This window comes from Sporosarcina sp. P17b (assembly GCF_002743115.1).
Taxonomy (GTDB): domain Bacteria; phylum Bacillota; class Bacilli; order Bacillales_A; family Planococcaceae; genus Sporosarcina; species Sporosarcina ureae_C.
In genome coordinates, this window is record NZ_PDYP01000001.1 from 159,874 (window position 1) to 185,807 (window position 25,934).

General features: G+C 40.7%; 25 protein-coding genes. All 25 read left to right on the forward strand.

Annotated features, from left to right (window positions below; genetic code table 11):
• Positions 1-2 precede the first annotated feature (2 nt).
• The 25 genes from smc (at position 3) to flgC (ending at position 25,934) form a co-directional block, all read left to right on the forward strand.
• Positions 3-3,560 (forward strand): chromosome segregation protein SMC, encoded by a 3,558-nt coding sequence (gene smc, locus CSV76_RS00815; RefSeq protein WP_158232723.1) that lies wholly within the window; start codon positions 3-5, stop codon positions 3,558-3,560.
• 11 nt (positions 3,561-3,571) lie between these two features.
• Positions 3,572-4,594 carry a signal recognition particle-docking protein FtsY gene (gene ftsY, locus CSV76_RS00820; protein WP_085428616.1) on the forward strand — a complete coding sequence of 341 codons (1,023 nt, stop codon included), beginning with the start codon at positions 3,572-3,574 and terminating at the stop codon, positions 4,592-4,594.
• A gap of 63 nt (positions 4,595-4,657) precedes the next feature.
• Positions 4,658-4,984 (forward strand): putative DNA-binding protein, encoded by a 327-nt coding sequence (locus CSV76_RS00825; protein ID WP_085428617.1) that lies wholly within the window; start codon positions 4,658-4,660, stop codon positions 4,982-4,984.
• Between the two features lie 12 nt (positions 4,985-4,996).
• Entirely contained in the window at positions 4,997-6,352 is a 1,356-nt protein-coding gene (gene ffh, locus CSV76_RS00830) for a signal recognition particle protein (RefSeq protein ID WP_099624488.1), read from the forward strand.
• A gap of 92 nt (positions 6,353-6,444) precedes the next feature.
• Complete coding sequence (rpsP, locus tag CSV76_RS00835; protein WP_085428619.1) at positions 6,445-6,717, forward strand: 30S ribosomal protein S16; 273 nt, start codon at positions 6,445-6,447, stop codon at positions 6,715-6,717.
• Between the two features lie 15 nt (positions 6,718-6,732).
• Positions 6,733-6,966, forward strand: coding sequence for a KH domain-containing protein (locus CSV76_RS00840; protein ID WP_081244337.1), 234 nt, complete (start codon positions 6,733-6,735; stop codon positions 6,964-6,966).
• Positions 6,967-7,042: 76 nt separating this feature from the next.
• A complete protein-coding gene (rimM, locus tag CSV76_RS00845; RefSeq protein WP_085428620.1) occupies positions 7,043-7,558 on the forward strand; it encodes a ribosome maturation factor RimM in 516 nt (171 codons plus the stop codon).
• The gene (gene trmD, locus CSV76_RS00850) at positions 7,558-8,295 is read left to right on the forward strand and encodes a tRNA (guanosine(37)-N1)-methyltransferase TrmD (RefSeq protein WP_099624601.1); all 738 of its coding nucleotides are present in this window, start codon (positions 7,558-7,560) and stop codon (positions 8,293-8,295) included. The genes rimM and trmD overlap by 1 nt, the downstream gene beginning before the upstream one ends.
• 126 nt (positions 8,296-8,421) lie before the next feature.
• Positions 8,422-8,766 (forward strand): 50S ribosomal protein L19, encoded by a 345-nt coding sequence (gene rplS / locus CSV76_RS00855; RefSeq protein WP_085133217.1) that lies wholly within the window; start codon positions 8,422-8,424, stop codon positions 8,764-8,766.
• A gap of 106 nt (positions 8,767-8,872) precedes the next feature.
• Positions 8,873-9,436, forward strand: a complete 564-nt coding sequence (gene lepB / locus CSV76_RS00860) for a signal peptidase I (protein WP_085428621.1) — start codon at positions 8,873-8,875, stop codon at positions 9,434-9,436.
• An 18-nt stretch (positions 9,437-9,454) separates the two neighbouring features.
• A complete protein-coding gene (ylqF, locus tag CSV76_RS00865; RefSeq protein ID WP_099624489.1) occupies positions 9,455-10,309 on the forward strand; it encodes a ribosome biogenesis GTPase YlqF in 855 nt (284 codons plus the stop codon).
• Between the two features lie 115 nt (positions 10,310-10,424).
• Entirely contained in the window at positions 10,425-11,198 is a 774-nt protein-coding gene (locus CSV76_RS00870; RefSeq protein ID WP_099624490.1) for a ribonuclease HII, read from the forward strand.
• Positions 11,195-13,426: a hypothetical protein gene (locus CSV76_RS00875; protein WP_099624491.1), complete on the forward strand. Its 2,232-nt coding sequence runs from the start codon at positions 11,195-11,197 to the stop codon at positions 13,424-13,426. The genes CSV76_RS00870 and CSV76_RS00875 overlap by 4 nt, the downstream gene beginning before the upstream one ends.
• Entirely contained in the window at positions 13,423-13,710 is a 288-nt protein-coding gene (locus tag CSV76_RS00880; protein ID WP_085428625.1) for an EscU/YscU/HrcU family type III secretion system export apparatus switch protein, read from the forward strand. The genes CSV76_RS00875 and CSV76_RS00880 overlap by 4 nt, the downstream gene beginning before the upstream one ends.
• 134 nt (positions 13,711-13,844) lie before the next feature.
• Complete coding sequence (sucC, locus tag CSV76_RS00885; protein WP_085428626.1) at positions 13,845-15,005, forward strand: ADP-forming succinate--CoA ligase subunit beta; 1,161 nt, start codon at positions 13,845-13,847, stop codon at positions 15,003-15,005.
• A gap of 18 nt (positions 15,006-15,023) precedes the next feature.
• The gene (gene sucD, locus CSV76_RS00890) at positions 15,024-15,926 is read left to right on the forward strand and encodes a succinate--CoA ligase subunit alpha (protein WP_085428627.1); all 903 of its coding nucleotides are present in this window, start codon (positions 15,024-15,026) and stop codon (positions 15,924-15,926) included.
• Between the two features lie 74 nt (positions 15,927-16,000).
• On the forward strand, positions 16,001-16,879 hold the full coding sequence (gene dprA, locus CSV76_RS00895; protein WP_085428628.1) for a DNA-processing protein DprA: 879 nt from the start codon (positions 16,001-16,003) through the stop codon (positions 16,877-16,879).
• Between the two features lie 125 nt (positions 16,880-17,004).
• Complete coding sequence (gene topA / locus CSV76_RS00900; protein WP_085428629.1) at positions 17,005-19,083, forward strand: type I DNA topoisomerase; 2,079 nt, start codon at positions 17,005-17,007, stop codon at positions 19,081-19,083.
• 45 nt (positions 19,084-19,128) lie between these two features.
• Positions 19,129-20,439, forward strand: a complete 1,311-nt coding sequence (gene trmFO / locus CSV76_RS00905) for an FADH(2)-oxidizing methylenetetrahydrofolate--tRNA-(uracil(54)-C(5))-methyltransferase TrmFO (RefSeq protein WP_099624492.1) — start codon at positions 19,129-19,131, stop codon at positions 20,437-20,439.
• A 386-nt stretch (positions 20,440-20,825) separates the two neighbouring features.
• Complete coding sequence (xerC, locus tag CSV76_RS00910; RefSeq protein WP_099624602.1) at positions 20,826-21,725, forward strand: tyrosine recombinase XerC; 900 nt, start codon at positions 20,826-20,828, stop codon at positions 21,723-21,725.
• Positions 21,726-21,733: 8 nt separating this feature from the next.
• A complete protein-coding gene (hslV, locus tag CSV76_RS00915; protein WP_099624493.1) occupies positions 21,734-22,273 on the forward strand; it encodes an ATP-dependent protease subunit HslV in 540 nt (179 codons plus the stop codon).
• A 3-nt stretch (positions 22,274-22,276) separates the two neighbouring features.
• Entirely contained in the window at positions 22,277-23,665 is a 1,389-nt protein-coding gene (hslU, locus tag CSV76_RS00920; protein WP_099624494.1) for an ATP-dependent protease ATPase subunit HslU, read from the forward strand.
• 86 nt (positions 23,666-23,751) lie between these two features.
• Complete coding sequence (gene codY / locus CSV76_RS00925) at positions 23,752-24,528, forward strand: GTP-sensing pleiotropic transcriptional regulator CodY (RefSeq protein ID WP_099624495.1); 777 nt, start codon at positions 23,752-23,754, stop codon at positions 24,526-24,528.
• A 552-nt stretch (positions 24,529-25,080) separates the two neighbouring features.
• Positions 25,081-25,470, forward strand: a complete 390-nt coding sequence (gene flgB, locus CSV76_RS00930) for a flagellar basal body rod protein FlgB (RefSeq protein ID WP_099624496.1) — start codon at positions 25,081-25,083, stop codon at positions 25,468-25,470.
• 2 nt (positions 25,471-25,472) lie between these two features.
• Entirely contained in the window at positions 25,473-25,934 is a 462-nt protein-coding gene (gene flgC / locus CSV76_RS00935) for a flagellar basal body rod protein FlgC (protein ID WP_085428635.1), read from the forward strand.

The following is a 25,934-nucleotide window of genomic DNA, read 5'->3' on the forward strand; positions in this document are numbered from 1 at the left end:
TCGTGTTTTTGAAAAGGCTGGAAATTGCAGGCTTTAAATCTTTTGCGGAAAAAATCCATATAGATTTTGTGCCAGGGGTAACGGCCATCGTTGGACCTAACGGAAGCGGGAAAAGTAATATTATCGATGCAATTCGTTGGGTACTTGGTGAACAGTCTGCAAAATCATTGCGCGGAAGTAAAATGGAAGATGTCATTTTTGCAGGCAGCGATTCGCGAAGGGCGGTAAATTTTGCAGAAGTCACCCTTATTTTAGATAATGCACAAAACTTATTCCCGCTCGATTACACCGAAATCAGTGTAACTAGAAGGGTTTTTCGATCTGGTGACAGTGCGTATTTATTAAACGGACAGACTTGTAGGTTAAAAGATATCACGACGCTGTTTATGGATTCAGGATTAGGCAAAGAAGCCTTTTCTATTATTTCACAAGGTCGTGTAGACGAGATCTTGAACAGTCGTGCAGATGAGAGACGCAATGTTTTCGATGAAGCGGCGGGTGTATTGAAATACAAAACCCATAAACTTCAGGCTGAACATAAACTATTTGAGACGACCGATAATTTGGATCGTGTACTGGATATATTAAAGGAAATCGATGATCGACTTGTGCCGCTAGAAAAAGAAGCGGTTTTGGCACGTAAATCTTCTGATTTGCGTTCGACTCTTCGTGAGGCTGACGTTCAATTGCTTCATCATGACGCGTCTGCATTACAACAGCAGATTTCCGAAAAAACGGTAGTTGTGAAAAGTGATGAAGCAGAACGGCAAAAGTTTTCGGTTCAACTTGCACAAAGTGAAGAGGAACTAGATCACGATAAACAAGTTCTTCAGAAAATAGAGTTTCAACTGGATGAATTTCAAAGCGAATTGATTAATAAAACAGCAGAAGCGGAGAAGTGGGATGGTAGAAGATTATTGTCCCTAGAAAAGACCCGCAATACAGAGCAACAAGTAAAACGAATTAAGTCAGAGTTACAAATTGCTGAACAAACGCAACATATAGCAAAAGAAAAACTGAGTTCCATGCAGAATAAACAGAAAGTGATTCGAAATGAACTTGAAGAAGTGACGAAAGAAAGTAAACAAGTCATGGCTCTGTTAAACAGTTCACTAAAAGAAACAGAACAACAAATTGAACAGTTGAAATCTAATTATATTGAGCGGCTCAATGAAGAAGCTACTGTGAGAAATGAAATTAAGCATGTAGAAGAACGGCTACAAGGTGAAAAGTCCTCTACAGAAAAGATTACGGTTCAGACAGCCCTGCTTTCCGAGAGAAAACAACAACTCACCAAAGAACAGCAGGAGAAGATCAAGCAAAAAGAGGCTGTTCAGCAACAGTTGGACGATTTGGAGAAGTCAGCGAGAACCTGTCAGCAACAATTGTCAGAGGAAGAGCAACGTTTATCGACTCAACAGCAATTTCTTCAAAAAGCATTACGCAAACAGTCTGAAATGCAAGGAAGACTGCGCGCCCTAGAAAGTCTTGAAAAAGATTTTTCGGGGTTCTATTCAGGTGTCAAAGAAGTACTTCATGCAAAGCAGAAACAACGTATACAGGGAATCGAAGGCGCTGTAGTTGAACTTATCACAACGGAACCGGCTTATACAAAGGCAATTGAAACAGCTCTTGGCGCTGCCATGCAGCATATCATTACTACGACTGAGCGTGATGCCAGACAGGCTATCGGATACTTGAAATCAAGAAATTTCGGTCGCGCTACGTTTCTTCCGTTGGATATCTTGAAACCGCGTGAATTGCCAATGAATAGCAGACAAGTACTCACTCAACAACAAGGTTTCATCGGTACAGCGTTTGAACTTATTCAAACCTCTATGGAATATGAGTCGGTCGCTAAAAATTTATTAGGCCAAACGATCATTGCCAGTGATTTACAAGCCGCGTCAGGTTTAGCAAAAATAATCGGACACCGCTATCGGATCGTCACGCTTGACGGGGATATTATCAATGCAGGGGGCTCATTGACAGGTGGTGGTGCAAAAGGCCAATCCACGCTATTTTCCCGAAAGGCAGAGCTGGAGACGCTTTCCAATCAATTGCATCAAATGGATGAATCTATTCAGCAAGCTACTGCCCAAACGTCTGAAACTCGCAATCAGGTCGGTAATAGTCTACATTTGCGTGATCAATTACGTGTAAAGCTAGAAGATGTGCAACAGAAAAAGTCCTCAATTCATTCGTCTATTCAGGAAACTGAAATGGAAATGCGTTCTGTAGAAATGGAAATATCTACAATTGAAGTTGGACGTACTGATACCGTCTCTGCTGAAAAACAATTAACGACCAAAAAACAAGATTTGCAAACTCGTCATAAAGCATTAAAAAATGAACTGCAACAGATGCTAGAAAAGTTGGAGAGTTTGGAAAGACTAGTAGAGAACAGACGGGAAGAACAGCAGTCCTTGCAAACGAGATTACATGATTTGCAACAAAAAAGTGCTGTATTGAAAGAACAAGATGCCTATCATTCAACGGGTATGTTGGAGACCGTCACGCAATTAGAGGAAATGGAACTGACAATCAGCCGACTGCAAGAAGAACAGCAATACGTGCAAGAGTTTGTAATTGGTAAAGAATTAACACCGAAGGAAATCGAAAAACAAAGTCATCAAGCAACTGAAGCGAAACAAAAATTGCTGAAAACGATAGAGGTAGAAAAAACTAAACGTCTTCAGCAAGCTAAACGTGTTCAGGAGCACGAACAGCATATGAAACAAGTTAGGCAACAAGTGGACTCTATTTCTGAGCGCTTGAATACGATGAAGATCCAGTTGTCCAGATTAGATACGCAATATGAAACAGTCAAAGATCGCCTAGAAGAAGAATATGGTTTAAGACCAAACGAGTTGCAGATTGAGTCGTCGGACATTCCATTACTTCGCAAAACGGTAGAAGATTGTAAGCAACAACTTGCAAAGATCGGGCCTGTCAATCCCAATGCGATTCAGGAATTCGAGGAAGTATCAGAGCGCCATGAATTTTTACAGTCACAGCGTAATGATTTGGTCGAAGCGAAAAATACGCTGCAAGAGGCAATGGCAGAAATGGATCAAGAAATGAAAAGTCGCTTCGAAACAACATTTGAATCGATCCGAAGTCATTTCCGGCGTGTGTTTAAAGACATGTTTGGTGGCGGAGAAGCGGACCTAGTCTTAACAGATCCTACTAACTTACTGACAACAGGAATTGATATCGTAGCACGACCTCCAGGGAAGAAATTACAGAACTTACGCCTATTATCTGGTGGGGAACGCGCGCTCACTGTGATTTCCTTGCTGTTTTCCATATTGGAAGTCCGTCCTGTGCCATTCTGTATTCTAGATGAAGTGGAAGCAGCGCTGGATGAAGCGAACGTAGTGCGGTATAGTAATTATTTGAAGAAAGTCTCGGAGCAAACCCAGTTCATTGTAATTACGCATCGAAAAGGTACGATGGAAGGCGCTGACGTCCTCTATGGCATCACGATGCAGGAATCAGGCGTCTCCAAATTACTTTCCGTGAAATTGTCTGAAGTAGCAGAAGAAATCAGTAGCTAAGGAGTGAAGGAATGTCTTTCTTTAAGAAAATAAAAGATAAGATTTCAGGTACAAACGAAGCAGTAACGGAGAAGTTTAAAGATGGTCTGACAAAGACTCGAGATTCATTTACATCGAAAGTGAATGATTTAGTATTCCGATTCCGTGTGGTTGATGAAGAATTCTTTGAAGAGCTCGAAGAAGTATTGCTTCAAGCGGATGTTGGATTTGAAACAGTTATGGAATTAATTGATTTACTGAAAGAAGAAGTACAGCGTAAGAACATTAAAGATACAACTGGTATGCAGTCACTGATTTCTGAAAAACTTGTAGAAATCTACAATTCAGGTGAAGAAGTTTCCAATGATTTGAATTTGGAAGAAGGTCGACTGAATGTAATTTTGATGGTTGGAGTGAACGGTGTCGGTAAAACGACAACGATCGGTAAAATGGCCTCACGGTTGAAAAAGGAAGGCAAAACGGTCATGCTCGCTGCTGGGGATACGTTCCGCGCAGGGGCGATAGAACAGCTTGTCGTCTGGGGAGAGCGAACGGGTGTAGAGGTCGTTCGCCAGGCTGAAGGTTCAGATCCAGCTGCAGTTATATTTGATGCAGTTAAAGCAGCAAAGAAGCGCAATGTCGATGTTCTTATTTGTGATACCGCAGGTCGCTTACAAAATAAAGTGAACTTGATGAATGAATTGGAAAAAGTCCATCGTATCATTGGTCGTGAAATTGAAGGTGCTCCTCATGAAGTATTATTAGCATTGGATGCGACGACTGGACAAAATGCATTGATTCAAGCCCAGACATTTAACGAAGTAACGAATGTCACAGGTATTGTATTGACAAAACTAGATGGCACGGCAAAAGGCGGTATCGTGTTAGCGATCCGTAATAAGCTGGACATACCAGTGAAATTTGTCGGTCTTGGTGAAGGTATTGATGATTTACAACCCTTCGATCCAGAGAAATATGTCTATGGATTATTTGCGGATGGATTGGAAATGGAAGAATCTAAAGAAGATGAAGAGGAAATTAAAGAAGACAAGTAAATATACTTGACAGTAGTGTCTGTGCAAGATAATATATAATGGTGACTGAAGGAGGTCGTGATCATGCTTGAAAAAACGACAAGAGTGAACTTCCTCTTTGATTTTTATCAATCATTATTAACTGACAAACAACGTTTATATATGCAATTATATTATTTAGATGATCTTTCTCTCGGTGAAATCGCAGAGCAGTACGGCGTATCGAGACAGGCTGTGTATGACAATGTCAAGCGGACTGAGGCTATGCTCGAGGATTACGAGAAGAAACTCAATCTGTTCGAAAAGCATGAAGGTCGTCTGGAAACCGTAGAGAAGCTAGAGGAAATGGTTCCTACTGTAAATCCAGATCGCTTCATGGAGTTGCTACATACCTTAAAGGATTTTGAATAGGGGGGATTGTCTATGGCATTTGAAGGTCTAGCCGAACGCCTGCAAGGAACGATGAATAAAATCACAGGCAAAGGTAAAATCAACGAAGCTGACGTAAAAGAAATGATGCGTGAAGTTCGTTTTGCGCTAATTGAAGCAGACGTCAACTTGAAAGTCGTTAAACAGTTTGTCAAGACGGTCAGCGAACGCTCAGTGGGACAGGACGTTATGAAGAGTTTGACACCTGGCCAGCAAGTTGTAAAAATTGTTAAAGATGAATTGACGAATCTGATGGGCGGAGAACAAAATCCCATCCAGTTCGCACGTAAATCACCTACCGTTATCATGATGGTGGGGTTGCAAGGTGCCGGTAAAACCACAACGACCGGTAAGTTGGCCACGGTTTTACGCAAAAAGCATAATAAAAAACCTTTGCTTGTTGCAGCGGACATTTATCGGCCGGCAGCGATCCAACAACTTGAAACATTAGGCAAGCAAATCACAGTTCCTGTATTCTCTATGGGAACGGACCAGTCACCTGTTGAAATTGCACGTAAAGCAATGGAAGAGGCGGAACGTGAGCATAATGACGTGGTAATTATTGATACTGCGGGTCGACTTCATGTAGATGAAGCGTTAATGCAGGAATTGAAAGATATTCGTGAGTTAACGAATCCAGATGAAGTGTTCCTTGTAGTGGATGCGATGACAGGTCAAGATGCAGTCAATGTTGCGAAAAGTTTCGACGATACAATTGGAATCACTGGCGTCATCCTGACAAAACTTGATGGAGATACACGTGGTGGTGCTGCTTTATCAATTCGTACTGTCACTGAAAAACCAATTAAGTTTGTCGGTATGGGTGAGAAGATGGACGCGCTTGAGGCATTTCATCCCGAGCGTATGGCATCACGAATCCTTGGTATGGGCGATGTCATGTCATTGATTGAAAAAGCACAAGAAAATGTGGATGAAGATAAAGCGAAAGAGCTTGAGCAGAAGTTGCGCACGCAAAGCTTCACGCTCGATGATTTTCTTGATCAGATGCAACAAGTGAAAAAAATGGGGCCACTCGACGAAATTTTAAAAATGATGCCGGGTGCAAATAAAATCAAAGGCCTCGATAATGCCAAAGTGGATGAGAGTCAGATGGGTCGCGTAGAAGCGGTCATTTATTCCATGACACTTGCAGAACGGGAAAACCCGGAAATTATCAACGCGAGCCGTAAAAAAAGAATTGCTGTAGGATCTGGAACTTCCACTCAGGAAGTGAACCGTTTGCTAAAGCAGTTTGAAGAAATGAAAAAAATGGTTAAGCAAATGACCAATATGCAACAAAAAGGTAAGAAGAAGGGTAAAATGCCTGGTTTTGATGCGTTTTTTAAATAAAATAGAGGGTGTTAAGAAAAAAACCTTTACAAACAAATAAAACCTTGGTAATATACTATCTTGTGTGAAACTATTCGGAGGTGTAGATAATAATGGCAGTTAAAATTCGTCTAAAACGTATGGGAGCTAAGAGATCTCCTTTTTATCGTATTGTAGTAGCTGATGCACGTGCACCACGTGACGGCCGTCAAATCGATCAGGTTGGTACATACAACCCACTTACAAAACCAGCAACAGTTAAGATCGATGAGGAATTGGCTTTGAAATGGCTTCAAGATGGTGCTAAACCATCTGATACAGTTCGTAACTTGTTCTCAGAACAAGGTATCATGGAAAAATTCCATAACGCTAAATACAGCAAGTAATTTGGAGGGGTGGACATGAAGCAGCTGATTGAAACAATTGTAAAACCGTTAGTCGATTACCCAGATGACGTGAAAGTGGTATCTGAAGAACAATCTCAACGAGTCGTTTATCAGTTATCAGTGAATGCGGAAGACATGGGTAAAGTGATCGGGAAGCAAGGTCGTGTGGCAAAAGCGATCCGTACGATTGTTTACTCAGCAGCAGGCAGCCACCACGGCAAAAAAGTGTATTTGGATATCTTGGATTGATCCAAAAGGAAGGAGCCCCGGTTCCTTCCTTTTTTGCACGTATAAATACTTTTATTCATACATTGGAGGCGAAATAATGGAATGGTTTAATGTAGGCACGATCGTTAATACTCATGGTATCAAAGGTGAAGTCCGTGTAATGTCCAAAACAGATTTTCCGGATGAGCGATATCAAGTGGGAAGTGAGCTCGCGATCTTTATGCCAAAAGTAAAAGCACCTACTTTTGTGAAGGTAACAAGTCACCGCAAGCATAAAAACTTTGATTTGCTTACGTTCGAAGGTTATCCGAACATCAATGACGTCGAAAAGTTTCGTGACGGCGTAATTAAAGTATCTGAGAAAGAATTAACAGAACTTGAGGAAAACGAGTTTTACTATCATGAAATCATTGGATGTCGTGTGATTACAGAAACAGGAGAAGAGATCGGTACGGTTTCTGAAATTATTGAAACGGGTGCAAACGATGTGTGGGAAGTAACACCAGCTGAAGGTAAGCCGCATTATATCCCGTATATCGAAGATGTTGTAAAAGACATCGATATCGATGAACAGGTCATCAAAATTGAACTAATGGACGGATTACTTTCATGATGAAAATTGATGTACTGTCTTTGTTCCCTGAAATGTTTGAAGGTGTACTTCATTCCTCTATCATGAAAAAAGCGCAAGAACAACAGGCCGCATCCTTTCAAGTGACGGATTTTCGTGACTACGCAACAAACAAACATAGAAAAGTGGATGACTATCCTTATGGTGGCGGTGCGGGGATGGTGTTAAAACCTGAACCTCTCTTTGCTGCTGTAGAAGCCGTCACTCGCACAAGCGACAGTAAGCCACGTGTGATCTTAATGTGTCCACAAGGTGAGCGGTTTACGCAAAAGAAGGCAGAAGAACTTGCCAAAGAACAGCATCTCGTGTTTATCTGTGGTCACTATGAAGGATATGATGAGAGAATCCGTGAACATTTAGTGACTGATGAGATATCACTTGGTGACTTTGTACTGACAGGCGGAGAAGTTGCCTCCATGGCAATCATTGATAGTGTAGTACGATTGCTCCCTGATGTTCTTGGGAACGACCAGTCGGCTGTCCACGACTCTTTTTCGACGGGGATGCTAGAACATCCGCAATATACTCGACCTGCTACATTCAACGGCCTTGAAGTGCCTACTGTGCTGTTATCGGGCAATCACGCAGAGATTGAGAAGTGGAGAGAAGAGCAAGCTTTCCTCCGCACTGCAGAGCGTCGTCCTGAACTTCTTGAAGAAGCGCCGTTAACGAAACATCAACAAAAACTCTTTCAACAATGGAAGCATAAAAGAGGCTGAATTTGCTTGATTCGTTAACAGGCATATGCTATGATTTACTAAGCGCTTTTTAAGAGCGCCTATTTTACTGTTGTTCCGCTGCAATTCAAGACGTGCAAGAACATCAGAAAAGAAGGAGAGAAAAACATGCAAAAACTAATTGCAGATATTACAAAAGATCAGTTACGCACTGAACACCCTTCATTCCGTCCTGGCGACACACTTCGCTTGCACGTGAAGATCATCGAGGGAACTCGTGAGCGTATCCAGTTATTCGAAGGAATCGTTATTAAGCGTCGTGGTGGCGGAATTAGCGAAACTTTCACAGTACGTAAAATTTCAAACGGTGTTGGAGTGGAGCGTACATTCCCATTACACACACCTAAGCTAGCTCAAATTGAAGTAACTCGTCGCGGTAAAGTTCGTCGTGCGAAGTTGTACTACCTACGTAAGTTACGTGGTAAAGCAGCTCGTATCAAAGAACTACGCTAATAAGATAAACAGAAACGAAGGGGGCCTTGCACTTGGCCTCCTTTCTTTTTGCTCAGAAAGACAATTGACTGTACAATAATAACAGACAAGGCAGGAGGCTAGATTAATGGAAGAGAAAAAAACGAGAAGTGAAGGACTAGAATGGATTAAAGCACTGTTAATAGCGTTTGGATTAGCCGCCATTATTCGTATCTTTTTATTCACACCAATCGTTGTTGACGGTATTTCCATGATGCCGACATTGGAACATGGAGATCGTATGATCGTCAATAAAATCGGTTACACGATTGGTGAACCACATCGCTTTGATATCGTAGTATTCCACGCACCCGAGCAGAAGGATTATATTAAACGTGTAATCGGTCTGCCAGGAGATACAGTAGAGTATAAAGATGATGTACTATATGTAAATGATAAAGCATATGAAGAACCATATCTGGATCAATACAAATCAGAGGTTCAAGATGGAACGCTGACGGAAGATTTCACTCTGCAAGACGTGCCGCAAATCGATGCCCAAACTGTGCCTGAAGATCACATATTTGTAATGGGCGATAACCGTCGGAAGAGTAAAGACTCTAGACATATTGGAGCCGTATCAATCGATGAAGTAATCGGTAGTACGAGTGTAGTGTTCTGGCCGATTAAAGATTTCGGTCTTGTGAAATAACGAAAGGGGACGATTCGAATGACTATTCAATGGTTTCCAGGCCATATGGCGAAAGCGAGACGGGAAGTCACAGAAAAACTGAAGTTAGTCGATATAGTATTTGAATTAATAGATGCGAGACTGCCACTTTCTTCACGTAATCCCATGATAGACGAAGTAACTCAGCATAAACCAAGACTGCTTATTTTGAATAAAATGGACTTGGCTGATGAAATGCAAACGAAGCGTTGGATTACATACTTTGAAAAGCAAGGCTTACGTACAGTCGCGATCAATTCATTTGAAGGCAAAGGCCTACAAACGGTTACAAAAGCGGCAAAAGAAATCTTGCAACCGAAGTATGACCGTATGAAGCAACGTGGCATACGTCCTGGCGCAATCCGTGCAATGATTGTCGGTATACCGAACGTTGGGAAATCTACTTTAATTAATCGATTAGCGAAGAAAAACATCGCAAAAACTGGCAATAAACCAGGTGTAACAAAAGCGCAACAATGGATTAAATTCGAAAAAGAATTAGAACTTCTCGATACACCAGGTGTATTGTGGCCGAAGTTTGAAGATCAACAAGTAGGTTATAAACTGGCATTAACAGGTGCGATCAAGGATTCCGTATTAAATATGGAAGAGCTAGCGGTCTATGCACTTAAGTTTTTAGAATCCTATTACCCTGATAGATTGGCACAGCGCTACGAAATGACAACAGTGGGGGATAATATTCAAACATTGTTTGATAAAATTGGTGAACGTAGAAAAGTATACGGGGTTGGCGGAGAAATTGATTATGATAAAGTAGCAGAAATGATCGTACAGGATATCCGCGACCAGCAAGTAGGCAAATTAACATTCGATTTTCCTGAGGAATTCGAATAATTAGAAGCAACGGCTAGGAACTCTGTTTCCGAACCGTTGCTTTTTTGTCGAAAAAATCATTTAGAAACCGATATACTATATAGACAAACATATTTGAGATGGACAGGTGAAGTAAATGACAACGATACAGCAAATAAAAGATCAATTGATAGAATTACAAGAACCGAATGAGTGGCTTACAGAGCTAGAAACCGACACTAGAAAAGGTGTCCAACAAGCAATTATTCAATGGCGCGCTCGATATAATAAAAAGCAAGCGCTCATTCAAGAATTTCAAAAGAAAAAGGACTTTGATGATTCGTATAAATCTACACGAGTATTGTTATTGGCAGGAATTGATGAAGCCGGAAGGGGACCTCTAGCAGGACCGGTAGTCACGGCAGCTGTTATTCTACCGGAAGATTGCTCTGCTCTCATTGGAGTAGATGATTCGAAGAAGATTTCTAAAGAGAAGCGACAGGAATTCGCTCAGCTAATTAAAGAAAAGGCTGTAGCATACTCCATACACGTTCAATCGGCAAAAGCGATAGATGATTTGAATATTTATCAAGCAACAAAACAATCAATGGAGACAGCTATAAGTCAACTAGACATAGCTCCGCACGCAGTAGTGGCTGACGCAATGAATTTACACACTGCGTGTCCATGTTACTCCGTCGTCAAAGGTGACGAAAAAAGCTTAACTATCGCAGCCGCTTCTATATTAGCTAAAACAACCCGTGATGCCCTGATGAATGAATTACACGAAGAGTTTCCCTGGTATGCATTTAATGAAAATGCAGGATATGGAACAGCAAAACATTTACAAGGGCTTGAAACACATGGGTATTGCGAACATCATCGTAAAACATTTGAACCGATCAAAACGATGTGGAGGAATCGACAATGAATTTAAGTTCTTTATCCGCCTCATCTGCCAGGGCCACGGCTACGGAAACTCAAACGCTTTCTCTGAAAGAAGGACAAATGATACACGGAAAGATCACACAATTATTTCCTGGTCAAATGGCACAAGTACAAGTAGGAAATCATCAGTTGTATGCAAAACTGGAAGTGCCTATGCAGGCAGGAGACAATTATTACTTCAAGGTCAACGGTACAGAACCTGAATTACAATTACAGGTTATTTCGGGGCCGATGCGCGGTGGAGAAGGTCAATCTGCTCAACTGACTCAATTAATGGAATCGTTAAATTTACCTAAAACACAAGAAATGAAAGATATTCTTGCTACGATCATCAAGCAAAAAATTCCTATGACGAAAGAGAATATGCTTGAAGCCGTCAATCTTCTAAAATCCGTACCCGCTGAAATGAAAGCCAACGCACTCGCGACGCTTGGGAAAATTGCTGAAGCGCGACTGCCTTTCACACCCGCTGTGTTTCAATCACTTCTACAAACGCAGACAGGCACGATTGCGCAACAACTCACGACTTTGCTTGCAGCTATCCAAAGCGAGCCTAATCTACCTCCAGCGATGCGTCAGGAGCTTTTAACGACGATGCAAGCTTTATCATCTCCTCTTAATCAAACGGTAGGAAAAGAACTGCTTAATCAAAGTTTAGCTCAGCTGCTGGATCCACAAGCGGGGAAAACAGATCGATTTGCTGCGTTACAACTATTAAAAAATGCCGACATACTGCCAGCACGAACTTCATTGGCTAACTTACCACAAGTGTTGGCTGAATTAGTAACGAAAGCGAGTATGCAATCTCCCAACTCAGCAAGCGCCATGGCGAATCAAATGGAAACGGGTAAAACTATACAGTCCCTAATGAATCAGCTGAGTCAAACACCTATATCAAATCAACAAACAGTAAAAACTCTTGTGCAAAATATCACGCAGCAATTAACTACTACCGTACTTCCTGAACCTGTGAAAAATGCATTGCAGACGGTGATTAATCAGTTAACGCAACAACCGATGACAGACAGTTCTAAAGCAGCTGTCGTGGAGCAATTTAATAAAGTATTTACTCAAGCTAACACATCGGCAACCACTCCACTTGCAGCAACAAATAACGTAGCGCAACAAGCTACAAATGCCCCCGCTACCGTACAAACTGTACAAGCGGCTATTGGGCAATTAAGCCAAGCACCTGCAGCAGATCACCAAGCGGTCAAAGCAATTGTACAGAATTTAACGCAACAATTGCATTCTAATCCTGTTATGCCGGAATCGATGAAAACGGCATTGCAGAACGTCTTGGATCAATTTGCGCAACAACCGATGACAGAAGGGGCTAAAACAGTATTAGTCGAACAGCTTAGCCAGACAGTAGTACAACAAGCAAGCAAACAAGAAACAACTGCTGTGCCCCTACAGCAACAAGCTGCTATAAAGGAAGTACAACAATCCATCCCATCGCTTATGGTACCCACTGAAAAAGTTGATGAAGCCATTCGTGCATTAATGCAGTCCGCTGAAAAGTCGGAAAATGCTCAAGTGAAACAAATGATTCAAGCAGCTGAAGTACGCGTATCGCAAACGATGAACGGACCTATCATGAAAGAAGCCCTGCAACATGTATTGAGTACATTAGGTATGAATTATGAAGCCGTGCTTGGTGGTAAAGAACCTGACTTAGCTAATTTGGCAAGTACGTTAAAACCGCAATTACTGGCCATGCTACAAGATCCTACGTTATCACCGCCGCTACGTGATGCAGCAGAGACCATGGTGTTGCGTATGAACGGCACAGTACTCCAATCAGGAGATACAGGCTTACAACAACAACTAATTATGCAAGTACCACTTGAAATGTTCGGAAAAAAAATCGATGCCACTCTGCAATGGAATGGTCGTATGAAAGAAAATGGCAAAATCGATCCTGCATTCGCTCGAATATTGTTTTATTTGGAATTGGAGTCACTGTCGACTACGTTAGTTGATATGCATGTGCAAAACAAAGTGGTTAACTTGACGATATTTAACGAATTATCTTCGTTAAAAACAATTGGTTCAAATTTCCAAAGTTTGTTAAAAGAAGGTCTTGAAGGAGCGGGTTATAAACTATCTGGTGTTACTTTTAAGCCTTTCAATGAACAGCAACAAATTGCTCAAAAGCCAACTAGTCCCTTCCATTTAGATGAAGGAGGAGTGGATTACAGAATATGAAAGAAGAACAGCGATTTACACGAAAAGAAGCTATTGCGCTTTCCTACGACCCTGAAGTTTCGGACGCGCCGAAAGTACTGGCTAAAGGAAAAGGAAAAATCGCAGAGAATATTCTTGAACGTGCACTAGAGCATGACATTCCTGTACAAGAAGATCCAAGTCTATTGGAGTTACTTGGTCAATTAAACGTTAACGAAACAATTCCTGAAGAATTATATCAGGCGGTTTCTGAAGTTTTTGCTTATATATATCGTTTAGATCGTGAGAAAAGCGGTAAGCAATAAGAGTCCATTTGAATTATTGGAAATTATAGAATTTAGTTTTACAATAGTGATTCTTGGACAATGTGTGACGATTTGATTACAATAAAACAGTAGTTGAGCTTCAAGCAATTGTAAATCGAATGGAGGCAGTACGTATGAACATCCATGAATATCAAGGGAAGCAGCTATTAAGAGATTACGGAGTGGCTGTTTCGAAGGGCCGTGTCGCATTTTCGCCAAAAGAAGCAATGACAATAGCGAAAGAAATCGGTACAGAGCCTATTGTGGTAAAAGCGCAAATACATGCGGGTGGACGCGGTAAAGCAGGCGGAGTTAAGATCGTGAAAAGTCTTGATGAAGTGCGTGCGGTAGCTGCTGATTTAATCGGTACGCAACTCGTAACACACCAAACAGGTCCTAAAGGACAAGAAGTCAAACGTCTTCTTGTTGAAGAAGGAATCGATATCGAAAAAGAATTTTATATCGGCCTTGTCGTAGACCGGGCAACAGATCGTGTAACATTGATGGGATCTGCAGAGGGTGGCGTAGAAATCGAAGAAGTGGCAGAAAACAGCCCTGAGAAGATTTTCTACGAAGTGATCGATCCAGTAGTCGGGTTGGTTCCTTTCCAAGCACGTCGTATGGCGTTCAATATGGAAATCCCAAGTAATCTAATCAATAAAGCAGTAAGTTTCTTCCTAGGTTTATATAAAGTATTCAGCGAAAAAGATGCATCAATCGTTGAAATTAATCCACTTGTCGTAACAAAAGATGATCGTGTACTTGCATTGGACGCGAAATTCAACTTTGACGATAATGCTACATTCCGTCATAAAGACATTATGGAATTACGTGACTATGATGAAGAGGATCCGAAAGAAATCGAAGCATCCAAGCATGACTTAAGCTATATTTCTTTAGATGGAAATATCGGTTGCATGGTAAATGGAGCCGGTTTAGCTATGGCTACAATGGATACGATTCATTTCTACGGCGGAGAACCCGCTAACTTCTTGGATGTTGGGGGCGGCGCAAAGAAAGAAAAAGTAGCGGCTGCTTTCAAAATCATATTATCAGATCCAAAGGTAAAAGGTATTTTTGTTAATATCTTTGGCGGAATCATGAAATGTGACGTAATTGCTGAAGGTGTAATTGAAGCTGCTAAAGAAGTAGGACTTCAAGTGCCACTTGTTGTACGTCTTGAAGGAACGAATGTAGAACGCGGGAAAGCCTTGCTGAAAGAATCAGGCATCAATATTGTTGCTGCAGATTCCATGGCAGAAGGCGCGAAAAAAATCGTCGAGTTGATAGGATAAGAAAGGCAGGTACAAATCATGAGTATTTATGTAAATAAAGATACAAAAGTAATTGTACAAGGAATTACAGGTTCCACTGCCCTGTTCCATACACAGCAAATGTTGGAATATGGTACGAAAATTGTCGCTGGCGTAACGCCTGGCAAAGGCGGTCAGACGGTGGAAGGCGTGCCGGTATTTGACACTGTAGAAGAAGCAGTTAAAGAAACAGGCGCAACAGTTTCCATCATTTATGTTCCTGCACCATTTGCAGCGGATGCAATTATGGAAGGTGTAGATGCAGAACTTGAAATGACCATCTGTATTACCGAGCACATTCCTGTACTTGATATGATTAAAGTGAAGCGTTATATGGAAGGGAAAAATACTCGATTGATCGGTCCAAACTGTCCAGGTGTTATCACGGCAGACGAGACAAAAATCGGTATTATGCCTGGCTATATCCATACAAAAGGTCACGTGGGCGTAGTTTCTCGTTCAGGTACACTAACGTATGAAGCGGTTCATCAGTTAACGCAAGAAGGAATTGGTCAAACTACAGCTGTCGGAATTGGTGGAGACCCGGTAAATGGTACTAACTTTATCGACGTCTTGAAAGCATTCAATGAAGATCCAGAAACATATGCAGTAGTTATGATCGGTGAAATTGGTGGTACTGCAGAAGAAGAAGCAGCCGCTTGGATTAAAGAAAATATGACGAAGCCTGTTGTAGGCTTTATCGGTGGTCAAACGGCGCCTGAAGGTAAGCGCATGGGACACGCAGGAGCTATAATTTCCGGTGGTAAAGGTACAGCCGCTGATAAAATTAAAGCTCTTGAAGAAGCTGATGTTCAAGTCGCAGAAACACCTTCTGTCATAGGTGAAACATTAATCAAGGTTCTGAAAGAAAAAGGACTATACGAGAAATGTAAAACGAAGTAAACTGAAAGGAGTAGCTTAATCGCTGCTCCTTTTTTTCGTGCTCATGCTTGTAGTGTCGAATAGAGGAGAATTCGATGCTATATACTAATCAGCAACGTCATTTACTTAACTTACATTATATCCATCCTGTACCATTTAATCGTTTCACTAAGTTATTACAGGAAAATCCTTCATTAGAAAACTTACATTCTTATTCTGCGCTTCACTGGTCGTATATTTTTAACTTACCGGTGGCGAAAACTGAAGAGTTTCCTATGAAATTTAAGGAAATATCCGAACTACCTATTGTGGAGCTATTAAGAGAAATAGGATGCTTTCCTATTCCATATTTTCATTCTGATTACCCTGAAGAACTGAAACAATTATGCGATTCACCTGCTGTTCTATATGGCAAAGGAAATATTGATTTATTGAAAATACATCCTCGCGTGGGAATAATCGGCTCTCGCAAAGCTACTGACTACTCTAGGAAAGCGCTAGCGTTTATTGTTCCCCCACTTGTTGATCATCACATACCAATTGTGTCAGGGTTAGCAGACGGTGCAGACACTATGGCACATCAAGCAGCGATTGAATATGGTGGGGATACGATCGGTGTATTAGGTCATGGATTTTCTCATATGTATCCAAAAAAGAATCAGCGAATAGCTGAGGAAATGGCGAGAAATCACCTGCTTGTAACTGAATACCCACCGTACTTTCCCCCTGCAAAATGGACTTTCCCTATGCGCAATCGGATCATCAGCGCATTATCCAGCGCGTTAGTCATTACGGAGTCTGTCGAAAGAAGCGGAACGATGAGTACAGTCGAGCATGCGCTTGATCACGGAAAAGAAATTTTTGCAGTGCCAGGCGCTATAGATTCTCCTCTTTCTGCAGGTCCGAATAGGCTGTTAGATGAAGGAGCCAAGCCATTGTGGAGTGGTTATCAAATTATTGATTCCTTACAGTAAATCGGTATATCCTATTTTTGTAAAATGTTTAAAAGGTTGCATTATCATGAAAACTGTTATACATTTTGCAACAGATATTCTTTTGCTGAATAAATATAAAGAAATCTCTCTGAGGAGGGAACGATATGGCAGATTACTTAGTAATAGTGGAATCGCCTGCTAAAGCGAAAACGATTGAACGTTACTTAGGAAAAAAGTATAAAGTTAGTGCATCACTTGGTCATTTACGTGATTTACCCCGCAGTCAAATGGGAGTAGATACCGAAAATAATTATGAACCGAAGTATATAACGATTCGTGGAAAAGGTCCGATACTTCAAGAATTAAAAAAAGAAGCAAAAAAAGCGAAGAAAATATTTCTCGCGGCTGACCCGGATCGCGAAGGGGAAGCAATAGCTTGGCATTTATCGCATCAATTGGGAGTGGATATTGAATCAGATTGCCGCGTAGTCTTCAATGAAATCACAAAAGATGCAATCAAGGAATCATTTAAGCATCCGCGTCCTATTGATATGGACTTAGTGGATGCGCAACAAGCTAGAAGAATCCTGGACAGATTGGTAGGCTATAACATTAGCCCGATCCTTTGGAAGAAAGTAAAAAAAGGATTATCCGCGGGACGAGTACAGTCAGTTGCATTACGATTAATCATTGACCGAGAAAATGAAATCAATGCATTTGAACCGGAAGAGTACTGGTCGATCACATCCCAGTTTACTAAAGGTGATAAAACTTTTGAAGCGCAATTTTATGGTGATGCTTCAGAAAAAGTCAAATTGACAAACCAAGAACAAGTAGAAAAGATAGTCAATTCAATCAAACCGGATGAATTTGAAGTATCGAAAGTAGTAAAGAAAGAACGTAAACGTAATCCTGCTTTACCGTTTACAACCTCATCGCTTCAGCAAGAAGCAGCCCGAAAGCTGAACTTCCGTGCAAGAAAAACGATGATGCTCGCGCAACAATTATATGAAGGAATTGCAATTGGAAAAAAAGAAGGTACAGTTGGTTTAATTACGTATATGCGTACCGACTCGACAAGAATTTCCGATACAGCAAAAGAAGAAGTAAAATCATTCATCCACACGATGTACGGGGAAGAGTTTATTTCAACTAGTACCAAAAAGGCGAAAGCTAAAGCAAAGACGCAGGACGCGCACGAAGCTGTACGGCCAACTTCTGCTATGCGGACACCAGATGCGATGAAAGCGTTCTTATCAAGAGATCAGTATCGCTTATACAAACTCATTTGGGAACGGCTTGTTGCAAGTCAAATGGCGCCAGCAGTTTTGGATACTGTAACCGCAGATTTCTTAAATGAGGATATTCGATTTAGAGCATCGGGTTCTCAAGTGAAATTTCCGGGCTTCATGAAAGTTTATATCGAAGGCAATGATGATCAACAAGAAGAAAAAGAAAATATTTTACCGCCTCTTGAAGAAGGAGAACGTATTAAATACGCGGACGTGGATCCGAAACAGCACTTCACACAGCCGCCACCAAGATATTCGGAAGCTCGCCTAGTGAAGACACTTGAAGAACTAGGTATAGGTAGACCTTCTACGTATGCACCGACACTTGATACCATTCAAAAACGTGGGTATGTTACCTTGGATGCTAAACGCTTTATTCCAACAGAACTTGGAGGAATCGTTCATCAGGCGGTAAATCAATATTTCCCGGACATCATTGATATTGAATTCACGAGACAAATGGAACAGCGTCTTGACCATGTCGAAGAAGGCGAAATAGAGTGGCGAACAGTAATCGATGAATTCTATCGTGATTTCGAAAAACACGTAGAAGTTGCAGATGCTGAAATGGAGAAAATTGAAATCAAGGATGAACCAGCGGGTGAGGATTGTGAGAAATGTGGTTCGCCGATGGTTTATAAGATGGGTCGCTATGGAAAATTCATGGCTTGCTCTAATTTCCCAGATTGCCGTAATACAAAAGCCATTATTAAGCCGATTGGCGTGACGTGTCCGAAGTGTAAAGAAGGCGAAGTTGTCGAGCGTAAGAGTAAGACGAAGCGAATCTTCTTCGGTTGTGATCAATACCCTGAATGCGATTATGTTTCATGGGATAAACCGATTTCGAGACCCTGTCCAAAATGTCAGAACACAATGGTCGAAAAACGCTTGAAAAAAGGTGTTCAGATCCAATGTACAGAATGTGATTACAAAGAAGAACCACAAAGCTAAAAAAACATCAAAGTAAATCAGTATAATGAGAAAGAGGTAGTTGAAATGACGCAAACTGTAAATGTGATCGGAGCAGGTTTAGCCGGTAGCGAGGCTGCTTGGCAATTGGCTAATAGGGGAGTTCAGGTGAAACTATTTGAAATGCGCCCAGTGAAGCAAACGCCTGCCCACCACACAGATAAATTTGCGGAATTAGTATGTAGCAATTCCCTACGTGCCAACAATCTGACAAATGCAGTCGGTGTGATTAAAGAAGAGATGCGCCAATTCAATTCTTTGATCATTCAAGCCGCGGATGCTTGTGCCGTACCTGCTGGCGGCGCGCTTGCAGTAGATCGTCATGAATTCGCTAACAACGTCACTGAAAAGATCCGTACCCATCCGAACATAGAAGTAGTCAATGAAGAAGTAACAAAATTACCTGAAGGCATTACGGTAATTGCATCAGGTCCACTGACGTCCCCGGCGTTAGCGGAAGAAATACGACAACTGACAGGTGAAGATTACTTATATTTTTATGATGCAGCGGCGCCGATTGTAGAGGCAGATTCGATCGATATGGATAAAGTTTACTTGAAGTCACGTTATGATAAAGGCGAAGCGGCATATTTAAATTGCCCTATGAATGCGGAAGAATTCGAACGTTTCTATGAAGCGTTAATTTCAGCTGAAGTAGCCCCTTTAAAAGACTTTGAAAAAGAACTGTATTTTGAAGGATGTATGCCGATTGAAGAAATGGCGAAGCGCGGTGTGAAAACGATGTTATTCGGTCCATTGAAACCGGTTGGTCTTGAAAATCCTAAAACGGGAAGAGAACCAAAAGCAGTTATTCAGTTACGACAGGATAATGCAGCGGGAACATTGTATAATTTGGTTGGATTTCAGACACATTTGAAATGGGGAGCACAGAAAGAAATATTACAAATGATCCCGGGATTAGAAAATGTAGATATTGTGCGTTATGGGGTCATGCATCGTAATACATTCATCAACTCTCCTAGAGTATTGAACTGCACATACCAACTGAAATCAAAACCAACGATCTTGTTTGCAGGTCAAGTTACTGGCGTAGAAGGTTATGTAGAATCAGCAGGTTCAGGGTTGATAGCGGGTATTAATGCGGCGCAATTGGCGAAGAGCGAGAAGCCGGTCCGATTCCCTAGAGAAACGGCCCTCGGTAGCATGGCTCGCTACATCACGGAAGCTGATCCGAATAACTTCCAGCCAATTAATATCAACTTCGGGTTGTTCCCTGAACTGAATAGACGATATAGAACAAAATCTGAACGTGCAAACAAACATGCGACACGTGCGTTAGATGCACTACAAGAATTCAAATCAACAACAAATATATAATGATCACATCATCTAATATGTTTGAAATTAAACTGAAGATAGGACTCCATCTAATCGGAGCTCTATCTTCAGTTTTTGAGTTGTATTTAAACGGTGCAACTTCTTCATCGATATAACGTCTTGTAGTTAGGAAGAAACGATCATACATATAATGTATAAGTAGTTGGAAGTTAAACTAATTTGACCGTTATGTGACGGAAATACTTCATAAATACAGATATGATCAGGAATCAGTTTTCAAAGTTGCCCAAATTTCCTTGCTATTGTATAGTGTTTTATGGACAACATTTAGATTAAATATTCTATTCCCAATTATTTGCAACCAATAATCTTTCGAAGCTTCAGGTGCACGTTGTACGATGATAAATTCGTATCGAGGTGATAAAATGATTCCTGAAATAGAACAACTAGCAAAAGAATACGTATCCTATATTCGTCTGGAGAAAAATTATTCATCCTATACCGTCGCAGAATATGAAAAAGATCTTCAAGATTTTTTATTATTCTTGCAGCAAGAGAAAATCGATGCGTTGGATGATGTTAATTATCCTGTAGCTAGATTGTATGTTACCCGTTTATATGATCGTTCGTACGTTAGAACGAGTATCTCTAGAAAAATATCAGCTATCCGATCTTTTTTTAAATTCATTAATGCTCGATATGGAATTGAAGATCAGGCATTTCGATTATTGTATCATCCGAAGCAAGAAGAACGTCTTCCTGCTTTTTTCTATCAACAAGAGTTGGAGAAATTATTTGATGCCACGATGGGTGAAGATTTTCGGTCATTACGGGATCGCGCTCTACTTGAGATGCTTTATGCAACCGGTATCCGTGTAGGTGAATTAGTGGAAATCGAAGTGCAAGATGTGGATCATTATTTAGGAATTGTGAAAGTAATGGGTAAAGGACGAAAAGAACGTTTTGTGCCGTTCGGGAGTTTTGCAGGGAAAGCATTGCAAAACTATATAGACAGTAGTCGTCCACGATTAATGAAGCAAAAGAAACATACGAAGTTATTTGTTAATCTACGTGGGGATCCATTAACAGATCGTGGTGTACGCTATGTACTAGATGACTTGATGAAGAAGGCATCATTGCATACCAATATTTCACCACATATGATCCGTCATACGTTTGCGACACACTTGCTCAGTGCTGGTGCCGATCTTCGGTCAGTACAGGAACTACTAGGGCACAGTCATCTGTCGTCAACTCAGGTCTATACCCATATCACAAATGAACACTTACGCCAGACTTATTTACAAACGCACCCTCGTGCTTAGGAGGAACTATAATGGAATTTCATGCAACAACGATATTTGCTATTCATCATGATGGGCAATGTGCTATGTCAGGAGACGGGCAAGTGACGATGGGTGAGTCAGTCGTCATGAAACATACAGCAAAGAAAGTTCGCAGATTGTTTAATGGTAAAGTCTTAGCTGGTTTTGCTGGTTCTGTAGCAGATGCATTTACGTTATTTGATTTGTTTGAAGCAAAACTGAATGAATACGACGGTAATCTTCAAAGAGCTTCTGTTGAACTTGCCAAAGAATGGCGTGGGGATCGAATACTGCGTAAACTAGAGGCATTGTTACTTGTTATGGATAAAAACACACTATTGCTTGTCTCAGGTACTGGCGAAGTAATAGAACCGGATGACGGGGTATTGGCAATCGGATCGGGTGGTAATTATGCTCTAGCTGCTGGACGTGCATTGAAAAAACATAGCAGTGAATTGACAGCAGAAGAAATTGCGAAGATTTCACTAGAGACAGCAGCCGATATTTGCGTGTTTACTAATCATAATATTATCGTGGAGGTGCTTTAACTAATGAAGCAAGAAATGACTCCTAAAGCGCTCACGGCGTATTTAAACCGTTTTATTATTGGGCAGGAAAAAGCAAAGAAGGCAGTGGCAGTTGCTATGCGTAATCGATACCGCCGTATGCAATTAACACCTGAAGAACAGGAAGAAGTCATACCCAAAAACATTTTGATGATTGGGCCTACAGGTGTCGGGAAAACAGAAATTGCTCGAAGAATTGCAAAGTTAATTCATGCACCCTTCGTAAAAGTGGAAGCGACAAAGTTTACGGAAGTAGGCTATGTGGGACGAGATGTTGAGTCCATGATTCGTGATTTAACTGAAGTGGGAGTGCGTATGGTTAAAGAAGATATGCGCGAAGCGGTTAGAACACAGTCTCAAAAGCTGGCGGAAGAACGTTTAGTGAAATTACTTGTTCCTGAAGCGAAAAAGAATACAGAAGGTCAAAATCCATTTGAAATGTTTTTTGGTCAAAAGACACAACCTGAACCAGTGCAAACAGAAGATCAATCTGAGATTAGACGAAAGCGTTCAGACATTGCAGATCAGCTAGCTAATGGTCAAATAGAAGAAAAAATGGTGACAGTAGAAGTGCAAGCGCAACAACCTTCTTTATTTGATGCGTTGCAAGGGTCTGGTATGGATCAAATGTCGGGCATGCAAGACGCTCTATCATCACTCATGCCGAAGAAGAAAGTTCAGCGTCGCATGAAAGTAAAAGACGCGAGAATCGTATTGGAAGCAGAAGAAGCGGATAAGTTAATTGATCAAGATGAAGTGGCACGCAAGGGGATTGAATTAACAGAACAAGCGGGAATTATTTTCCTTGATGAAATGGATAAAATCGCAAGTAGCAACCAAAAGTCTTCTGGTGAAGTATCTCGCGAAGGTGTACAACGCGATATTTTGCCAATCGTCGAAGGTTCTACAGTCACAACAAAATACGGGGCTGTTAAGACAGATTATATTTTGTTCATTGCTGCTGGAGCCTTCCATATGTCGAAGCCATCTGATATTATTCCGGAGCTTCAAGGTAGATTCCCAATTCGTGTAGAATTAGACAAATTGACAAAAGATGATTTTGAGCGCATACTGCGAGAACCGGATTTTTCTTTATTAAAACAATATGAACGCCTTCTTGCGACAGAAGAAGTTGAAATTGAATTTACAGACGAAGCGATCAGCAAGCTGGCTGAAATTGCATACGAAGTAAATAATGAAACAGAAAATATTGGTGCTAGAAGATTGCATACGATTTTGGAAAAGTTGCTAGAAGATTTATCATTCGAAGCGGCAGAAATCAGCCCTGCATCTATCAAGATTACACCAGCCTATGTGGACGAAAAGCTGGATGGAATTGTAAAGAACAAAGATTTGTCACATTTTATTCTATAAGGGAGTCGTAATAGTTTATTTAACGATTGAAAACCTTTAGAATATTCATTAAAGTCAGAAGAAATCCTTGAGGAGGAACAATAGAAATGAGCTTATTAGTTAAAACAAGAAAAATTAATGCAATGTTACAAAAAGGTGCAGGCGGTCCTGTTAACTTTAAAGAGATGGCGGAAGAGCTAAGTGACGTAATTGATTGTAACGCGTTTATCGTAAGCAGAAGAGGTAAATTACTTGGTTTAGAAATCCGCCACCAAATCGACAATGATCGCATGAAGAAAATGTTTGAAGATCGTAAATTCCCTGAGGAGTATACGACTCGCTTGTTCCAGATTAATGAAACGTCTCCAAACATTGATATCGAGAGCGAACATACAGTATTCCCTATCGAAAACAAAGAACTATTCCAAGACGGTTTAACTACGATCGTACCAATTATTGGTGGCGGCGAGCGCTTGGGTACTTTGATTCTTGCCAGACTAAAAGAAGGATTCACAGAAGATGATCTAATTCTTGCTGAATACGGTGCGACAGTAGTCGGTATGGAAATCTTACGTGAGAAATCTGAAGAAATTGAGCATGAAGCACGCAGTAAAGCTGTCGTGCAAATGGCGATCAACTCATTGTCTTACAGTGAGCACGAAGCAATCGAACACATCTTCAAAGAATTAGACGGTAACGAAGGACTTCTTGTAGCTTCTAAAATTGCCGATCGAGTTGGAATTACGCGTTCAGTCATCGTAAATGCGCTTCGTAAATTAGAAAGTGCTGGCGTTATTGAATCACGTTCTTTAGGAATGAAAGGTACGTATATTAAAGTATTGAATGATAAATTCCTCGAAGAACTTGAAAAGCATAATTCATAAAAAATATTGCCACTAAAAAATATATCTAAGAACTGAAGTGAGATCCGTAACCGCGGACTTTGCTTCAGTTTTTTTTAGTTTCTAAATACTTTGTGTTCATGTATCTAGTGTGGAAGAACTATACCATTTCAACAAGAAAGGTCATTATTTTCATAAAGTTTGTTACGTTCATTAAAAAAGTTGCTTCACAGAAGAAAAAGGAAATACTGTCTGCTAAAAATATTATGTTTACATTATATGAGCTTATACGACAAAAAACGTAAGCAACCCACTAAATAGATCATATTAATTAAGTAGTAATATTGATTTACATGATATAAAGTAACGAGATGATTTATGTTTATTACTATGAATCTGGTAAAATAGTTACTTTATACTATGAAATGTTTTAGAAAACATTGGACAAAAATCATTAATCTCCGCTACAATAGAGTAGTAGTATCATGAAAAATATCCTTTTTCTACAAACTTATTAGTGAAGAACAATATTAATCAATAAAACTCTATTAAAAACCATGAAGATTGAACTAAATGAGGAAAGGGTGGGAGACGATGGAGATTTATGGCGGGACCATCAACCTGCTTGAAAAAGGTTTGGACTACTCTTCTGCAAAAGGCAAGGCGATTTCGCAAAATATAGCGAATGTAGACACGCCGAACTATAAAACGAAGAATGCTAACTTTAAAGAGGTATTTTCCAGTGAAAAAAGTAAAGGTCTTGAAGCTTATAAGACTGATTCAAAACATATAGACTTTACCCATTCAGCATCGAGTAAAGTATTCGATGTATCTGCTTTGCGTTATCGACAAGATCGTAATGGTGTGGATATGGACAAAGAACAAGCGGATTTAGCAGCTAATCAAATATATAACTCTGCTTTGATTGAACGATTAAATGGCAAATTCAATTCATTACAGAGTGTTATTAAGGGAGGTCGTTAATCATGAGTATTTTTCATAGTCTAAATTCATCGACTTCTGCATTAACAGCTCAACGGTTACGGATGGATGTTATCTCGTCCAATATGGCGAATGTCGATTCAACTAGGGCGAAGCAAGTAGATGGCGAATGGCAGCCATACAGAAGGAAAACAGTTACCTTACAACCCAAGGAAGGTCAATTCTCCTCATTCCTACAAGTAGCTAAAGGAGTTCATTCGCATGGGAATGCAGGAAATGGTGTGGCAGTAACACGTGTCAAAGAAGACCGAGAAACTCCATTTAAATTGGTGTTCGACCCATCACATCCAGATGCTAATGATGAAGGGTATGTCGAAATGCCGAATATTGACCCTTTACGCGAAATGATTGATTTAATGTCTGCTACTCGATCGTATGAAGCGAACGTAACGGCGTTGAATGCAAACAAATCCATGCTGATGAAAGCGTTGGAGATCGGAAGATAA

Excerpts from the sequence above, each read along its gene's own strand:
- sucD (WP_085428627.1), top strand. The coding sequence starts at position 15,024 with ATGAGTATTTATGTAAATAAAGATACAAAAGTAATTGTACAAGGAATT.
- sucC (WP_085428626.1), top strand. The coding sequence starts at position 13,845 with ATGAACATCCATGAATATCAAGGGAAGCAGCTATTAAGAGATTACGGA.
- CSV76_RS00870 (WP_099624490.1), top strand. The coding sequence starts at position 10,425 with ATGACAACGATACAGCAAATAAAAGATCAATTGATAGAATTACAAGAA.
- topA (WP_085428629.1), top strand. The coding sequence starts at position 17,005 with ATGGCAGATTACTTAGTAATAGTGGAATCGCCTGCTAAAGCGAAAACG.
- flgC (WP_085428635.1), top strand. The coding sequence starts at position 25,473 with ATGAGTATTTTTCATAGTCTAAATTCATCGACTTCTGCATTAACAGCT.
- hslU (WP_099624494.1), top strand. The coding sequence starts at position 22,277 with ATGAAGCAAGAAATGACTCCTAAAGCGCTCACGGCGTATTTAAACCGT.
- ftsY (WP_085428616.1), top strand. The coding sequence starts at position 3,572 with ATGTCTTTCTTTAAGAAAATAAAAGATAAGATTTCAGGTACAAACGAA.
- xerC (WP_099624602.1), top strand. The coding sequence starts at position 20,826 with ATGATTCCTGAAATAGAACAACTAGCAAAAGAATACGTATCCTATATT.
- rpsP (WP_085428619.1), top strand. The coding sequence starts at position 6,445 with ATGGCAGTTAAAATTCGTCTAAAACGTATGGGAGCTAAGAGATCTCCT.
- ylqF (WP_099624489.1), top strand. The coding sequence starts at position 9,455 with ATGACTATTCAATGGTTTCCAGGCCATATGGCGAAAGCGAGACGGGAA.
- CSV76_RS00825 (WP_085428617.1), top strand. The coding sequence starts at position 4,658 with ATGCTTGAAAAAACGACAAGAGTGAACTTCCTCTTTGATTTTTATCAA.
- CSV76_RS00840 (WP_081244337.1), top strand. The coding sequence starts at position 6,733 with ATGAAGCAGCTGATTGAAACAATTGTAAAACCGTTAGTCGATTACCCA.
- rimM (WP_085428620.1), top strand. The coding sequence starts at position 7,043 with ATGGAATGGTTTAATGTAGGCACGATCGTTAATACTCATGGTATCAAA.
- ffh (WP_099624488.1), top strand. The coding sequence starts at position 4,997 with ATGGCATTTGAAGGTCTAGCCGAACGCCTGCAAGGAACGATGAATAAA.
- lepB (WP_085428621.1), top strand. The coding sequence starts at position 8,873 with ATGGAAGAGAAAAAAACGAGAAGTGAAGGACTAGAATGGATTAAAGCA.
- trmD (WP_099624601.1), top strand. The coding sequence starts at position 7,558 with ATGAAAATTGATGTACTGTCTTTGTTCCCTGAAATGTTTGAAGGTGTA.
- trmFO (WP_099624492.1), top strand. The coding sequence starts at position 19,129 with ATGACGCAAACTGTAAATGTGATCGGAGCAGGTTTAGCCGGTAGCGAG.
- flgB (WP_099624496.1), top strand. The coding sequence starts at position 25,081 with ATGGAGATTTATGGCGGGACCATCAACCTGCTTGAAAAAGGTTTGGAC.
- dprA (WP_085428628.1), top strand. The coding sequence starts at position 16,001 with ATGCTATATACTAATCAGCAACGTCATTTACTTAACTTACATTATATC.
- CSV76_RS00880 (WP_085428625.1), top strand. The coding sequence starts at position 13,423 with ATGAAAGAAGAACAGCGATTTACACGAAAAGAAGCTATTGCGCTTTCC.
- codY (WP_099624495.1), top strand. The coding sequence starts at position 23,752 with ATGAGCTTATTAGTTAAAACAAGAAAAATTAATGCAATGTTACAAAAA.
- rplS (WP_085133217.1), top strand. The coding sequence starts at position 8,422 with ATGCAAAAACTAATTGCAGATATTACAAAAGATCAGTTACGCACTGAA.
- CSV76_RS00875 (WP_099624491.1), top strand. The coding sequence starts at position 11,195 with ATGAATTTAAGTTCTTTATCCGCCTCATCTGCCAGGGCCACGGCTACG.